Genomic DNA, 15,482 nt, shown 5'->3' on the forward strand with positions numbered 1-15,482 from the left:
AAAAGTAAAAAAAATCGGCAAAAATAGTATTTGTGCCGATTTTTTTGGGGGAGACAATGTGAATTCCAGAAGTTAGTCTTCAGTCATCCAAAAGAAAACAGTAGTCAAGCGCTTATCGCGTAACTCTTTCCCGAAGTAGCCGGTCGCGCAATGCACTAAATTGGCTTTGTAGAGAATCATGCGGTTAAATACATTCTGTACCCGCATATCTTCGTACCATGCTTGAATCGGCAAGGCGCGAACACGCAGCGCATCAACCAAGTTTTTGTGCGGTGCCAACACGATATTGCCACCAATCGCGCCATTCGGATAACGCAAGCGACAGAAGCTAGTACCCGAGTCGGGTGCTGGATTGGGACTCAGATAAATGACACACGCGTAACGACATAAATGTCGGCTATCGGTATGTGGATGTGGTGTGCTTTCTGTTGCGCCAACCAACTGGGCGACATTGCAATCGAGACGTAAACCACCAGCGGGTTGTTCCATCCATAGTTTATCTTTGCCGATGAGTTTTTTGACCAAAGATTCCAGATGCGCTAGTTCGGCTGCATTCAAGGCACCATGAAAGCGCATTCCGGGCCAGCTTTCTGGTTGATAGGGAGATCCGTATTCCCATTTCTCGCGGCCAAAACAGCGTTCGGCAATTTCAGTAGCATTTGGCAAAACATCGTCGACGATCCAATAGTTCTTGCCTTGTTCTAATGGTTCATAGGGAAGCTTGGGTGCAATTTCAGGAATGGCAGGGAGGGGCGTGCTGGGTATTGGTAACGGTAACATGGAGGAGAACCGATTCGGAAAGTAATAAGCAAAGATAAGGCGCTCAAAATAATGACTTAATATTATCAGAACGCTGCTTTATCTTTGCATACCACTGAACTTGAAGAGGATTTATTTTTGCATAGGCGTCTTATAAACCACACCATCCTTCATGACAAACTCAACCTTCTCCAATTTAGTAATATCTTTCAAAGGGTCGCCTTTGACGGCAATGATGTCGGCGGCGAAATTGTTTTCTATCGAACCGAGGCGCTGACTTTGATTCAATAATTCTGCGGCGCTCAGTGTAGCGCTTCGTATCGCTGCCAATTCAGGCATGCCGGCTTCAACCATGTAACGGAATTCTTTCGCATTGTCGCCATTTGGAAAAACGCCAGCGTCAGTACCAAAGGCGATTTTGACACCGGCTTTGTAGGCTCGTGCAAAAGTCGATTGTATCAATGGACCAATTGCCGCCGCTTTCGGTTGTACTAAAGGAGAAAAATAGTTTGGAATTTTGGCTTTCTCTGCAACAAATTTTCCAGCTGAAATGGTCGGTACATACCAGGCGCCGTTCTTTTTAAAGAGCGCAATCGCTTCATCGTCCATGTAAGTGCCATGTTCAATCGAATCGATGCCCGCGCGTAACGCACGTTTAATTCCTTCGTTACCATGCGCATGTGCCGCGACCCGAAATCCATAATCCTTAGCGGTCTTGATAATAGCGTTTAACTCTTCATCGCTAAATTGCGTATTCTCGCCGCTACTCGCTTGACTCAGCACGCCAGCAGTTGCGGTGATTTTGATCAGATCAGCACCTTCCTGATAACGACTACGGACAGCTTCGCGTGCGCTTTCTATACCGTTGATGACACCTTGCTCGGGACCCGGTTTGCCGATGGCGTTGCGCATTGCCATTGATAGGCCATTGCTAGGATCTGCATGACCACCTGTTGTTGCGATTGATTTACCTGCGGTAAACATACGCGGTCCAACGATACTGCCGGCTTCAATGGCGCGTTTCATAGAAATATTGATGCCGTCTGCTGCGCCGAGGTCGCGCACCGTCGTAAAGCCAGACATTAAAGTGCGTTCTGCGAGTTTAATCGACGCATAAGCATAATCAGCCGCATCTGCAGTCAGACGTTCACGCAATTGTTCCACCTGAGGCTTCGGGTCGTGCGATAAATGAACATGCATATCGATTAGACCGGGCAGGCAAGAAAATTGGCTAAGATCGATTGCGTTGCTATCTGTTTTCCATGGAGCGATAGATAAGATTTTTTTGTCTTCAATCATGATACTGACTTTGTCGCGCCAGACGCCGTTTTTGACGTCAAGTAATTTACCGCAATTGACGACAGTTGTCGTGGCGAGCGCTGGCGCTGCAAATACACAGCTAGTCATGAGAGCAAGGAGAGGTTTTAATTTATGCATGTTGTAGTCTCTATATTATTATCAGGGCGTTTCGATGAAGTTGACGCTTTATTATGCGTTTATTGATTGATCTTTCTGCTGTTGACGTACGAACTGTTGTGGCAGTACCGAAGAACTCAGACATTGTGGAGCGATTAAAGTTGCAACTTTAAGCCAAGATCTGATGTTTCGTATCGATTGGTAAATCGATATAGAAATGCGCACCTTGGCCTAGAGTTGAACTAAAACTTAGCTGTCCGTGCATTGCTTCTACTAACTCCTTGCTAATGGCCAATCCCAAGCCAGTACCGCCACGTTGACGCGTATCGGATGAATCGGCTTGTGCGAATTTTTGGAATAGCCGAGCCTGAAATTCTGGGGGGATACCAGGGCCCTGATCGCTGATCGTAATGCGGACATTACTGTCATCGCGATTGACCTGTAGCTGTATGTGACCATGGTTCGGAGAATATTTAATCGCATTCGATAGCAAATTTGCGAGCACTTGCATCATTCTTTGGTGATCAACCAGAATGCAGATATCCGGGTGTGGATTATGAATCGACATTGAAATCATGCGCTCTATGGTTGCGCCGGTATTGTTCTCGACGGCAGTTTGCAAAATTGGATTGAGTGCCAGACTTTCTATCTTAAATTGCAGATGACCCGCGTAAAGTTTTTCCATATCGAGTAAATCATTGATCAAAAAACTTAAGCGCTGACCATTTTTGTGTGCCAGATACAGCATCGATTTTATTTTTTCTGGGATCTCACCCATGACACCATTCACCATCAAACCTAAAGCGCCAGAAATGGAGGTCAATGGCGTACGCAGCTCGTGACTCACGGTGGATATGAACTCATCCTTCATCTTTTCAATATTTTTTCGTTCACTAATATCTTGGATCGTGCCATAGACGCGTTCACACCTAACACCATTCAATTGACTAATCCCCACAACTCTTACCCAACGTTTTTTGTTTGTCTTCGTAATAATTTGTAATTCACTGTCAAATGCTTGACCGTCTTCAATTGCCTTTTGTAGCAACTGAGAAATCAATTCACGGTCTTTTCCTTCTGTATAGAATTGAATGGCGGTTGTGAGGTCGCACACGTAGTCAGGCTCAACATCGAGAATTTGTTTGGTAATTTTGCTCCACTCCATACTCGATTTGCTGAGGTCAATTTCCCATGTACCAATCTTGGCAATCGTATTTGACTGTTCTAGCAAATCGTAGGCATGGGCGAGTTGTTCTTCGGCTTCTTTCTGGCGCGAGATATCGGCGTGACTGCCAGACATGAGTAATGGCAGGCCGTCGCTAGTGCGACTGATCAGGCAACCGCGATCTAATATCCACACCCAGTGCCCATCCTTATGGCGCATACGACTGGTGATTTCATAGTAGTCGAGTGCATCGCTAAAGTGTTGTTGCAATAAAGCATGCGCAGCTTTCGTGTCTTCGGGATGTGCAAAACGATTCCAGTTTTTCATATTCACGGGAACGATTTCTTCCAAGGTGTAACCGAGGATCTCGGCCCAGCGCTGGTTAACCGTAATATCCCCAGACTGCACGTTCCATTCCCAGGTGCCGATATTGGTGCCTTTGATGATATCGGCTAAGCGACGTTCACTCTCGGTATGCTGTGCTTTCACTCTGGCTGCTTGTACCAGTTGGCCTATCGTTAATAAAATGGGATCTAGGAATTTGATAAAGTCATGCTGGAAACCAAATGGACGGTTCGCCAAGCCTATCATCGCGACGAGTTTTTCATTGTAATAAATCGGTATGCCTAAAAAATTTTGTATGGCGGGAAGGTTTGGAGATGAAAGATCGAGCTTCTGCAAATCTGAGGGAGAATTCGCAATGGTGATGACGTTGTATGGAAGTGTTTTGATAAAAAGGGGATCTAACTCTGCTTGTGCTTCTGTAACATTTGGCGTGGAACGGATGGCAAAAGTCTTTACGTACTCTTGTCCGTCTTGGTTGTGAAGTATTTCACCGATAAAACCAAATTCGCAGACGCTTAACTCAAGTATGTCGTGCAATAAGGCACTAAACGCTTTGCTCTGATCTTGCCCATGAATAAATTTCTCTTGCGCGTTTGAAATCGCTTTGGCCAGCTGTTGTTGTGATTTTAAGGATAAATCTAGTTCCCATTCGTGAATCTTACTATTGACCCATTCGGAAAATAACTGGATAAATTCTATCTCTACCTTGCTAAAATAATTCGGTGTGCGTGGTTTGGGAGAGAAAAACACCAGACTGCCATACATGTCATGCTTTACTTTTATGGGAGCGCCGACATAGGCATTGACCACCATCGGTGATTTTTTTGCTAGTTCTGCATAGGCGGATTTTTGTACTTGTGGGAGTAGGATCAAACTGTTTTTTGCGATGGTGACTGAACATAGTGTTTGTTCTAGTGCGAGCAACATTCCTTCCGAAGTGCCTTCTGCACTTGATTGAATTAACACCTCACAGGCGCTGTTTCTAATACGGTTAATCATTGCATCCGGCATGCCCAGAAAATCTTGCGCTATTTTCAATGCACTGCGCAGCAAGACCTGATAGTCAGGGTCGATCAACGACGAAATTCTGGTCAGTGATAGTAATGCATGATGTTGCTGACTTTGTTGCGATTGTAGTATTTCTTGTTCTACGCAATCCGCCAAATCGCGTAAAATCCGTCTTTCTTTGATGCTGAGTGTACGAGGCTGACTATCGATGATGCATAGAGTTCCTATGCTATTCTTACCATCGGGTCGTAATGGCGCGCCAGCATAAAAGCGAATATGAGGTGGTCCGGTGACTAACGGATTATCTGCAAATCGCACGTCTAGTAACGCATTTGGGATATGAAAAATATCATGCTCTAAGATGGCATGGCCACAAAATGAAATGTCGCGATCGGTCTCACAAGCATCTAGTCCTTGTCTTGATTTAAACCATTGGCGATTGGTATCAATCAATGAGACCAAGGCGATTTCCGTATCAAAAATACTTTGCGCGAGTCTGGTTAAACGGTCAAATCGCTCTTCAGGAAGTGTGTCGAGAATATCAAATTCACGGAGAGCCTGAAGCCGAATTGTCTCGTTCTGAGGAATAATGGGTGATTCCATTCAGAGCTCTCCTGAGGTGGATTAAATAGCGGAAGTTTTCGGATCTGTCGGCGCACGAATTTTATAGATAGTATCTACGAAGACATGGCAGTCAACAAGCAGAGTGTTGCCTGAAAAATTATCCAGCCTTGATTTATTGAAGTTTAATTTCCTTATTGGCATTGAATCGACGGCAGCTGCTGCTCGCAGTGGTAAATTTACCTAGGATCAGAGCGTGTTTCTTGCTCAAAAGGACTTCCACTGCGATACTGACGCCCAAAGTCATTTATCAGGTATCAGGTTTTATATGCGCATAGTTCGTTTCACATTATTCTTATATACATGTTTTTGTTTGCTTTTAAGTTCAGCACAGGCGGGAGAGAAACAAACGCTACGTTTGTTCTTACAAGAAAACTTGGATCAGCAAGGTAAGCAGCAAGCTCCAGATCCCAAATTGATGGAAGTTCTGGCTTATTTTGAGCGGGAAACTGGCCTCAAATTTGAACCAATTATCTTGCCATGGAAGCGCGCCCAGCTCGAGACTCTGCATGGAGAAGGCGTGATTTATGGCTTTTCGCGCTCGTCGGAACGATTACGCCTTTACCATTTTTCACAGCCTGTCGTGATCGAGAGAGTTTGGGGTGTCACTTATGGCTCACCAAAGCCTATGTATAAAAGTGTCGAAGATTTACGTGGGAAAATCGTTAGTACCGGACGTGGATTCAGCCATGGTTTGGAATTTGATCAAGCCAGTAACGTGATATTTTCCTTGCAGGAAGACTCTTCTTCGACCGTCGCCCGCTTTAAAAAATTAATGGCGAAGCGCAGCGATCTGATGGTATGGCCAGTCCGCGGCTATGAGCACGCTAAGGAAGTCGAAGCGTATATCAATCGTGTTGTAGTGCAAGATTCGAATGACCCGGATTTAAAGGGGCACCATTTTGATGTCACTGACCGACCGTTGTTCTATGACACCACGCATTTTGCGAGTGCGAAAGGTCGCTATTTAGATGTAATTGCGAAGATAGACAAAGCCATCGTTCGCGGTAACAAAAATGGAAAATTGCCAGCAATATTGCGTGGTTATCATTAATGCGGCCACGCAACTCATTCACCGACACACTAGCAATATTACTCAACATGAATTTGCAAACGATGTGCTAATAAGGTATCCAAGGGCAACAGGCAAGCTTGGTTTCGGCCTTGTTGTTTGGCTTTATATAAGGCGGTATCGGCAGCATCAATCAAGGCTGATACTTCACGGTGTTGATTCGGATCGTAGGTGCTGATACCAATGCTGATCGTAATGCGCTTCTCAATCCTTGATTTGACGTGTGGCAAAGCTAATTGACTTACTGCAGTAATCAATTTATTGGCGAATTGCATCGCATTTTCTTCTGTCATATTTGGCAGAACCATGACGAACTCTTCGCCACCATATCTTGCCAGCATGTCGGATGAGCGCGATATCTGTGATTTTAAGGTTGATGCAACTTGTATCAATATCTTGTCGCCAGCAGGATGTCCGTAATAATCGTTGTATTGTTTAAAGTAATCAATATCGACCATAAAGATCGAGAGCGGATGCTTTTGCCGGATCGCCTGACCTAAGGACATTTTGTAATGCTCATCAAAGAAGCGGCGGTTATACAAGCTGGTCAAACTATCTGTGGTTGCGTCCTTTTTTAATATTTCCGAATGCGAACGCAACATCTTTTCTCGACGGATTGAAGTGCTCGAGTCAGATATCTGAATCAGACAGCGGCGGCTATCGTCTTCGGTGACTAAAGAGGTGATCGTAATCGACTGATGAATGGCGAGTTGTTGCTGAAAATTTTCATCGACGCTAAATAATGCTAAGGGTGAGCGGTGCAGGGCATTCGATAAAACCGCTGGCAGTCCATAGGTCAGATTGTTTCGTAGAGCTGCCATAAATGCCGCGCTTGGTGCTGTGACAAAAGCCGCTTCAATTTTGTGATGCAAAGCTTTTTCGGCACTGATACCTGAGTGTTTTTCTAACCAAGCATTCCACAATAAAATATTTTCCTCAGCATCAACGACAATAAGCCCTATGTTGATGCTGTCCAAAATTTGTTTCTGATAATTTTCTAACGCACTCATTCAATTTTTCCCAAAAACTGCTCTAATTGTTGCACTAGACTTTGTAGAGACATGGAGCTTAACAAGAAAATTAAATGCCCTTCTGAATGACGTTTTTCGATAGAAAGATCAATGTGTAAAACTAAAATATAGGGTTGCTCCGGCGAGCTCTGAAGACTTTTGAAAATGTCATCAGTCGAGGCGATTCTATAATCAGGCAAAGAGCTGTCTAAAGAAATGTGCAGCATATCCGCCATCGCCGACAAGCAGGCGTTTAGAATAATATTGCCTAGTTCGCACATGGCTTCCTGCTCGAATTCGGCTAATTCTTCTATGCTCATTTGTGAGCCCATCATGTCGCGGACGATTTCGAGTGCGTGACTCTCAGTAAACAGCAGCAGAGCCTGTGCATCAAACGGCCCTGAGAAATGTTGACTGACTACCCCAAATTTCATGCTGTTGAACGCCATGACACTCGCATCGACTTCAGACGATTTCTTGATCTCAATAGAGGGTACTGATAGTTTTACTTCATCCCCGACGATTTCGCTCAAACTGGCTGCCGCGCGGCCAGCGCCGACGTTAAAGACCTCGGCCAATGCATCAAGATGAAGTTCGGTTAAGCTTTCCACGATTATCCTAAAAAATAACGTAATGCTTCGGCTATAGATTTCTCTGTGATGGGCTTTGCGACAAATATCGCACCCAAAGCCAAGGCTCGGTCTTGAAAACTCTCTTGTATATTTGCAGAAAAAATCACCACCCGAATACTCGGGATCTCTTTCAAAATAATTTCTGCAGCTTCGGTGCCAAGCATGCCAGGCATATTGATGTCCATCGTACAGAAATCAGGTTGGTGTTGCTGGCTAAGGGCTATGCCTTCAGTGCCGTTACTGGCTTCCAGGATTTCCCAATCTGGGTAAACGGCTTGTACTCTGGCGCGAATAATCATGCGAGATACTTTGCTATCGTCGACGATTAATAATTTTTTCAAATTCGTATCGCTGGTCATGGATTGTCCTATAAATGACGGATTACTTAGAATGTGTGTATTCTATATTACCCATCTTTTTTTGAATAAATAGATAGAGTTATACCGCACATTAAGGTGAAAATTTGTGACTTATTGTGTCTTTCTAGGCTTTTTTGAGAAGCATAAAGAACCATTTAGTCACGATTGAATAGAACGTAAGCGACGCCATAACGTGGTTCGGCTGATGCCAAGCTCGTGCGCGACTGCTTCTCGGTTATTATTGAATTTTCTCATCAGACTTCCTATCGACTGATCATCGTCGATAGGTTGGCTGATGCTTACGCTGTCGACTGAAGTGATCCTTTGATGTTCCGAAGATTTCATTTCTGGTAATAATTTTAATAGAAATCCAGACGTGATCGCCTGCAATGGCGTAACCGAGAGGTAGAGTGCGACACGTTCCATCAGATTACGTAGCTCACGTACATTGCCTGGCCACGTATAATTTTGTAGTAAATCGGCGCAGTGTGCCACTTCCGCATGCAAATTCGGATGTGGACGGGCCCCGATCGACGCACATGCGTGTTTTAGGCTCCATTGTGCCAGCGTGACAAGATCCTCCGGACGTTCTCGCAACGCTGGCAAACGCAAGCGTAATATTGCAAGGCGATAAAATAAGTCTGCACGAAACCTGCCATCGCGAATTCGCTGTTCAAGGTCGCAATGAGTTGCGCTGATGATGCGGACATCGACCGGTATCGGGCGTACACCACCGACGCGAACAATTTCTCTTTCTTCTAATACTCGCAAGAGTCGTGTTTGTAGGTTCAGCGGCATTTCGCCAATTTCGTCTAAGAATAACGTGCCACGATTTGCTGCTTCAAACAAGCCAGCATGTCCACCCCGACGTGAGCCGGTAAATGCGCCTTCTTCATAGCCGAATAATTCTGATTCAAGTAAAGATTCCGCTATCGCACCACAATTGACAGCGACAAAAGGTTGCCGGGCGCGTGCACTTTCTTTGTGGATGGCCTGCGCAGCCAGCTCTTTGCCAGTGCCAGTTTCGCCTTGCAGTAACACCGTGGCAGGTGAACGTGCATACAACATAATCGATTGTCTGACCTCTTGCATGAGGTTGGAATCGCCACGCAAGTCATTGATACTATGGCGAGCACGTAGCTCACCAATTGGTTGTTGCCGACCTTTTGATGCCTCTAGACGCGTCAAGCGAGAGATTTCAATGGCGTCGTCGAAAGCCTGACGAATTGAGCCTGCGGAATACATAAAAATACCAGTCAGTCCGGCCTCTTCAGCCAAATCTGTGATGAGTCCAGCGCCTACTATCGCTTGAACTCCCATAGCTTTAAGTTCGCTGATCTGACTTTTTGCATCTTCTTCTGTGACGTAGGTTCTTTGCTCAACCTGAAAGCCGAATGTTGCCTTGAAATCGGCTAATTCAGGCATGGTTTCCTGATAAGTCACGATCGCGATTTGACGCGATACTTTGCGTGCCCGGGCTAAGGCTTGCATTACGTCAAAGCCGCTCGCTTTGGCGATGACAACTGGAATAGGTAATCGATTTTTTAAGTAAGCGCCATTTGAGCCGGCTGCAATCACTGCATCGCAACATTCGGTCTGCAGACGTTCGCGCAAGACTTGCGCAGCCTCCTCGAAACCAAGATGAATAGGCTCGATATCTGCGCTGGCATCATATTCGACCATGATGTCACGGAATAAATCGAACAGGCGTGAGATGGATACTGTCCAGATTACAGGCTTGTCTTGGGGGTCTCGGGGAATGGGAGGGCGGCGGCTCATAGTATTCTCACTTAAATATGCTATGTTTCATTCGGTGTTTCAAATGATGTTTCATATTGCCTGCATTATGTTTCAAATTTGTTTCATCTGCAACGTGATTCTGCAACATAGCTGAGTTTTTTGCTCAAGCTCTTCACGCTTTGCCATCTTTTAAGTGTTTGATTATTAAAGTATCTCCTAACCTGGTTTGTGCGATCCATCGCGATTGGCACGCGCTTTGCAATAAGGATTGCATCCAACTTAAAGGGAAAAGAACATGTCTCAATATTCCGCAGGTGCAGCCTTCCGTAAGGCGATGCAAGAAGAATCTCCGTTACAAGTCGTCGGCGCGATCAACGCTAATCATGCTTTATTGGCGAAACGTGCTGGCTTTAAGGCGATCTATTTGTCCGGTGGCGGTGTCGCAGCGGGCTCTTTGGGTTTGCCAGATCTGGGTATTTCCAATCTTGACGATGTGTTGACTGATGTGCGCCGTATCACTGACGTCTGTGATTTGCCTTTGTTGGTCGACGTCGATACCGGTTTTGGTTCCTCCGCTTTCAATGTTGCGCGCACCGTCAAGTCTATGATCAAGTTCGGCGCGGCAGCGATGCATATTGAAGATCAAGTCGGTGCCAAGCGTTGCGGTCACCGTCCAGGTAAAGAAATCGTTAGTAAGCAAGAAATGGTTGATCGCGTCAAGGCTGCTGTCGATGCACGCACTGATGAAAATTTCGTGATCATGGCGCGTACCGATGCGCTGGCAGTAGAAGGCTTGGAAGCAGCGATTGATCGCGCGTTGGCTTGCGTTGAAGCTGGTGCCGATATGATCTTCCCCGAAGCGATCACTGAACTGGCGATGTACAAGCAATTCGCTAATGCAGTCAAAGTGCCTATTCTCGCGAACATTACTGAATTCGGTTCTACACCTTTGTACTCAGTCGAGGAGCTAGCTTCCGCTGACGTTGGTCTGGTGCTGTATCCATTGAGCGCATTCCGTGCCATGAACAAAGCAGCGGAAAATGTCTACACTGCGATCCGTCGCGACGGCACGCAAAAGAATGTGGTCGATACTATGCAAACACGCATGGAGCTCTATGAGCGTATCAATTATCACGACTTCGAACAAAAATTAGATGCTCTGTTTGCCCAGCAAAAAGGGAAATAATAATTTAAATTTAAACCCCTCAACGCCGAGACGCAGAGGCGCAGAGGAGCGCAGAGACGAGCTTCCTCTTTCTTCGTTTTCTTAGCGCCTCGGCGTTGAGGGGTTTTGAAATTGAACTGAATATACTTTGGAGAAAACGAAATGACCACACAAGAAAACCCAACATTCAAACCAAAAAAATCTGTTGCTTTGTCTGGCGTTGCAGCTGGCAATACTGCCTTGTGCAGCGTAGGCAAAACAGGTAACGATTTGCACTATCGTGGCTACGACATTTTGGACGTTGCGGATAATTGCGAGTTTGAAGAAATCGCGCATTTGCTGGTACATGGTAAGTTGCCGACTGTGGCAGAACTTGCCGCCTACAAAGCGAAGTTGAAATCCTTGCGCGGTTTGCCAGCAAATTTGAAAGCGGCTTTAGAAGCCTTGCCAGCGTCTTCACATCCTATGGATGTGATGCGCACAGGCTCATCGGTGTTAGGTTGCACGCTGCCGGAAAAAGATGATCACAATACTCCTGGTGCACGTGATATCGCTGATCGCTTGATGGCGTCTTTCGGTTCTATGCTTCTGTATTGGTATCACTTCAGTCATAACGGCAAACGTATTGAAGTTGAAACGGATGACGATTCTATCGGCGGTCATTTCCTGCACTTGCTGCATGGCGAAAAACCAAAAGCATCTTGGGTTCGTGCCATGCACACCTCATTGATTCTGTACGCAGAGCACGAATTCAATGCATCTACCTTCACCAGTCGCGTGATCGCTGGTACAGGTTCCGACATTCACTCTGCTATCACAGGTGCAATCGGTGCTTTGCGTGGTCCTAAACATGGCGGTGCAAACGAAGTCGCTTTTGAAATTCAAAAGCGTTATGACAATCCAGACGAGGCTGAAGCCGATATCAAACGTCGCGTGGAAAATAAGGAAGTGGTGATTGGTTTCGGTCACCCTGTGTACACGGTTTCTGACCCACGTAATAAAGTCATCAAAGAAGTCGCGCGTACTTTGTCAGTAGAAGCTGGTTCTACCAAGATGTATGACATCGCTGAACGTTTAGAAACAGTGATGTGGGACATTAAAAAAATGTTCCCGAATCTAGACTGGTTCTCTGCCGTGTCTTACCACGTAATGGGCGTGCCAACGGCAATGTTCACACCTTTGTTCGTGATCGCACGTACATCAGGCTGGTCGGCACATATCATTGAACAACGTATCGATAACAAGATCATTCGCCCGAGTGCGAATTATGTTGGGCCTGAGGATTTGGCGTTTGTACCGTTAAAAGATCGCAAATAAATTTGGATCATTTTTAAAACCCGTACTCGGGCGCATCGCGTTGTTGGCAATGCTCGCAATATCGACATATTGCTGTGCTTGCCGCCTAGCGCTGCATCCCGACTACGGATTTTCTAAACGATCCAATGCAGCAGCTAAATCCCGAAACGTCGGCGATGCAGTAAAAAATAGAACAAGGAACATTTAATGAACACACAATTCCGCAAAAACCTCCCAGGAACCTCACTCGATTATTTCGATGCGCGTGAAGCTGTCGATGCGATTGAAGCTGGCGCGTACGCCAAGCTGCCTTACACCTCGCGAGTTCTAGCCGAAAACTTGGTACGTCGTTGCGATCCAGCGACTTTGACGGATTCCTTAAAACAGTTTATCGAGCGTAAACGCGATTTGGATTTTCCATGGTTCCCGGCGCGCGTTGTATGTCACGATATTCTTGGTCAAACAGCTTTGGTTGATCTTGCAGGTTTGCGCGATGCGATTGCGGATCAAGGTGGCGATCCAGCACAGGTCAATCCCGTGGTGCCTGTGCAATTGATCGTCGATCATTCGCTCTCAGTTGAATGCGGTGGGTTTGATCCGCAAGCCTTTGAAAAGAATCGTGCGATTGAAGACCGTCGCAATGAAGATCGTTTTCACTTCATTAATTGGACCAAGCTCGCCTTTAAAAATATGGAAGTGATTCCACCAGGGAATGGCATCATGCATCAGATTAATCTGGAGCGCATGTCACCTGTGATCCAGTCACAAAATGGTGTGGCTTTTCCAGATACTTTAGTAGGTACCGATAGTCATACGCCGCACGTTGATGCACTTGGTGTGATCGCGATTGGTGTCGGTGGATTGGAAGCGGAAAACGTCATGCTCGGTCGTGCATCATGGATGCGTTTGCCGGATATTATCGGCGTGGAGCTCAGTGGTAAACCACAACCAGGCATCACCGCAACCGACGTTGTTTTAGCAATGACAGAATTTTTACGTAAATCCAAAGTGGTGGGCGCTTATCTTGAATTTTACGGTAGCGGTGCGGCAGCCTTGACGCTTGGCGATCGCGCGACAATTTCGAATATGGCACCTGAATACGGTGCGACAGCAGCGATGTTCAGTATTGATCAACAAACCATCGATTATTTGAAATTAACTGGTCGTGAAGATGCACAAGTAGCTTTGGTCGAAACCTACGCAAAAGTGGCTGGCTTATGGTCCGACTCTTTGGTAACAGCTGAATACGAACGCGTACTGCAATTTGATTTGTCATCGGTCGTGCGCAATATGGCGGGCCCGTCCAATCCGCACGCTCGCGTTGCTACCAGCGATTTAGCAGCAAAAGGTATCGCTGCTGCTTGGGACGATGTGCCAGGCCAAATGCCAGATGGTGCGGTCATCATCGCTGCTATCACCAGCTGTACTAATACTTCCAATCCACGCAATGTGATTGCTGCTGGCTTGTTGGCGCGTAATGCAAACCGCCTTGGCTTGACCCGTAAGCCTTGGGTTAAATCATCCTTAGCACCAGGTTCTAAAGCAGTGACTTTGTATCTGGAAGAAGCGGGCTTGATGTCTGATCTGGAAGCCTTGGGTTTTGGCGTCGTCGCTTACGCTTGCACATCCTGCAATGGCATGTCTGGCGCACTAGATCCTGTGATTCAGCAAGAAATTATTGACCGCGATTTGTATGCGACCGCTGTGTTATCCGGAAATCGCAATTTCGATGGCCGTATTCATCCCTACGCGAAACAAGCCTTTCTTGCCTCGCCACCACTCGTTGTTGCCTACGCGATTGCTGGCACGATCCGTTTCGATATCGAGAAAGATGTGTTGACGGTAGTCGATGGCAAAGAGATCCGTTTGAAAGATATCTGGCCGACCGATGAAGAGATCGATGCGATTGTGAAGTCCAGCGTGAAGCCTGAGATGTTCCGTAAAGTCTACGAGCCTATGTTTGCGATCTCGACAGAGCAAGCGGCCAGCGTAGCGCCTCTATACGATTGGCGTGCGCCTTCCACTTATATCCGTCGCCCGCCGTATTGGGAAGGCGCATTAGCTGGTCAGCGCACCATGAAAGGTATGCGTGCTCTGGCGGTGTTAGGTGACAATATTACGACCGATCATTTATCACCATCCAACGCGATTATGCTTGATAGCGCGGCTGGCGCTTATCTTGCAAAGATGGGCTTACCAGAAGAAGATTTCAATTCTTATGCAACGCATCGTGGCGATCATTTGACTGCACAACGCGCGACGTTTGCGAATCCCACTTTGAAGAACGAAATGGTGCGCGATGCGGAAGGCAAAGTGAAAGCCGGTTCTTTGGCACGCATTGAACCCGAAGGTAAAGTGACGCGCATGTGGGAAGCCATCGAAACTTACATGGAACGCAAACAACCGCTGATCATTATTGCCGGTGCCGATTACGGTCAAGGTTCTTCACGTGACTGGGCGGCAAAAGGCGTGCGATTGGCAGGCGTGGAAGTGATTGTGGCGGAAGGTTTTGAACGGATTCATCGTACCAATTTATTGGGGATGGGTGTGTTGCCACTGGAATTTAAAGCGGGTGTCAATCGTTTGACTTTGCAATTAGACGGAACAGAAACCTATGACGTCACTGGCGAATGTACACCGCGCACGACCTTGACTTTGGTCATCCATCGTAAAAACGGTGAACGTGTTGAAGTGCCTGTCACTTGCCGTCTCGATACAGCTGAAGAAGTATCGATTTATGAAGCGGGTGGTGTGTTGCAACGTTTTGCACAGGACTTTTTGGAGTCGAGAAAGTCTGCTTGATAACAAAGGACTTGCTGAAGAGGCGCAGATTACGCAGAGTTTGTGTAGCGATGAAATAAGCCCTTCTCCCGCAAGCGGGAGAAGGGTGGGGA

Annotated in this window: 11 protein-coding genes; 4 read left to right on the plus strand and 7 right to left on the minus strand. The window is 46.4% G+C overall.

Annotated features, from left to right (window positions below; genetic code table 11):
* Positions 1-72: 72 nt before the first annotated feature.
* The 3 genes from ACO0KW_RS15950 to ACO0KW_RS15960 all read right to left on the minus strand — a co-directional run bounded on the left by ACO0KW_RS15950 (position 73) and on the right by ACO0KW_RS15960 (position 5,296).
* Complete coding sequence (locus tag ACO0KW_RS15950) at positions 73-780, minus strand: DUF6445 family protein (protein ID WP_423054292.1); 708 nt, start codon at positions 778-780, stop codon at positions 73-75.
* 111 nt (positions 781-891) lie between these two features.
* Positions 892-2,196, minus strand: coding sequence for an amidohydrolase family protein (locus tag ACO0KW_RS15955; protein ID WP_423054293.1), 1,305 nt, complete (start codon positions 2,194-2,196; stop codon positions 892-894).
* A 148-nt stretch (positions 2,197-2,344) separates the two neighbouring features.
* A complete protein-coding gene (locus ACO0KW_RS15960; protein ID WP_423054294.1) occupies positions 2,345-5,296 on the minus strand; it encodes an ATP-binding protein in 2,952 nt (983 codons plus the stop codon).
* A gap of 331 nt (positions 5,297-5,627) precedes the next feature.
* Here ACO0KW_RS15960 and ACO0KW_RS15965 point away from each other — a divergent pair, with 331 nt between their 5' ends.
* Entirely contained in the window at positions 5,628-6,368 is a 741-nt protein-coding gene (locus ACO0KW_RS15965) for a substrate-binding periplasmic protein (protein WP_423054295.1), read from the plus strand.
* Positions 6,369-6,406: 38 nt separating this feature from the next.
* Here ACO0KW_RS15965 and ACO0KW_RS15970 read toward each other — a convergent pair whose 3' ends face one another.
* From ACO0KW_RS15970 to prpR, 4 genes are all read right to left on the minus strand, one after another.
* On the minus strand, positions 6,407-7,396 hold the full coding sequence (locus ACO0KW_RS15970) for a diguanylate cyclase domain-containing protein (RefSeq protein WP_423054296.1): 990 nt from the start codon (positions 7,394-7,396) through the stop codon (positions 6,407-6,409).
* A complete protein-coding gene (locus tag ACO0KW_RS15975; protein WP_423054297.1) occupies positions 7,393-8,007 on the minus strand; it encodes a chemotaxis protein CheC in 615 nt (204 codons plus the stop codon). Before ACO0KW_RS15975 ends, ACO0KW_RS15970 begins: the two co-directional genes overlap by 4 nt.
* Before the next feature lie 2 nt (positions 8,008-8,009).
* A complete protein-coding gene (locus tag ACO0KW_RS15980) occupies positions 8,010-8,387 on the minus strand; it encodes a response regulator (RefSeq protein ID WP_423054299.1) in 378 nt (125 codons plus the stop codon).
* 159 nt (positions 8,388-8,546) lie between these two features.
* Positions 8,547-10,166 (minus strand): propionate catabolism operon regulatory protein PrpR, encoded by a 1,620-nt coding sequence (gene prpR / locus ACO0KW_RS15985; RefSeq protein ID WP_423054300.1) that lies wholly within the window; start codon positions 10,164-10,166, stop codon positions 8,547-8,549.
* A 256-nt stretch (positions 10,167-10,422) separates the two neighbouring features.
* Here prpR and prpB point away from each other — a divergent pair, with 256 nt between their 5' ends.
* The 3 genes from prpB (at position 10,423) to acnD (ending at position 15,390) form a co-directional block, all read left to right on the plus strand.
* The gene (prpB, locus tag ACO0KW_RS15990; protein ID WP_423054302.1) at positions 10,423-11,313 is read left to right on the plus strand and encodes a methylisocitrate lyase; all 891 of its coding nucleotides are present in this window, start codon (positions 10,423-10,425) and stop codon (positions 11,311-11,313) included.
* Positions 11,314-11,454: 141 nt separating this feature from the next.
* Positions 11,455-12,609: a bifunctional 2-methylcitrate synthase/citrate synthase gene (gene prpC, locus ACO0KW_RS15995; RefSeq protein WP_423054303.1), complete on the plus strand. Its 1,155-nt coding sequence runs from the start codon at positions 11,455-11,457 to the stop codon at positions 12,607-12,609.
* A 186-nt stretch (positions 12,610-12,795) separates the two neighbouring features.
* Entirely contained in the window at positions 12,796-15,390 is a 2,595-nt protein-coding gene (gene acnD / locus ACO0KW_RS16000) for a Fe/S-dependent 2-methylisocitrate dehydratase AcnD (protein WP_423054304.1), read from the plus strand.
* Positions 15,391-15,482 lie beyond the last annotated feature (92 nt).

Origin of the sequence: Undibacterium sp. Ji22W (genome assembly GCF_049340305.1) — a bacterium.
Lineage (GTDB): Bacteria > Pseudomonadota > Gammaproteobacteria > Burkholderiales > Burkholderiaceae_D > Undibacterium.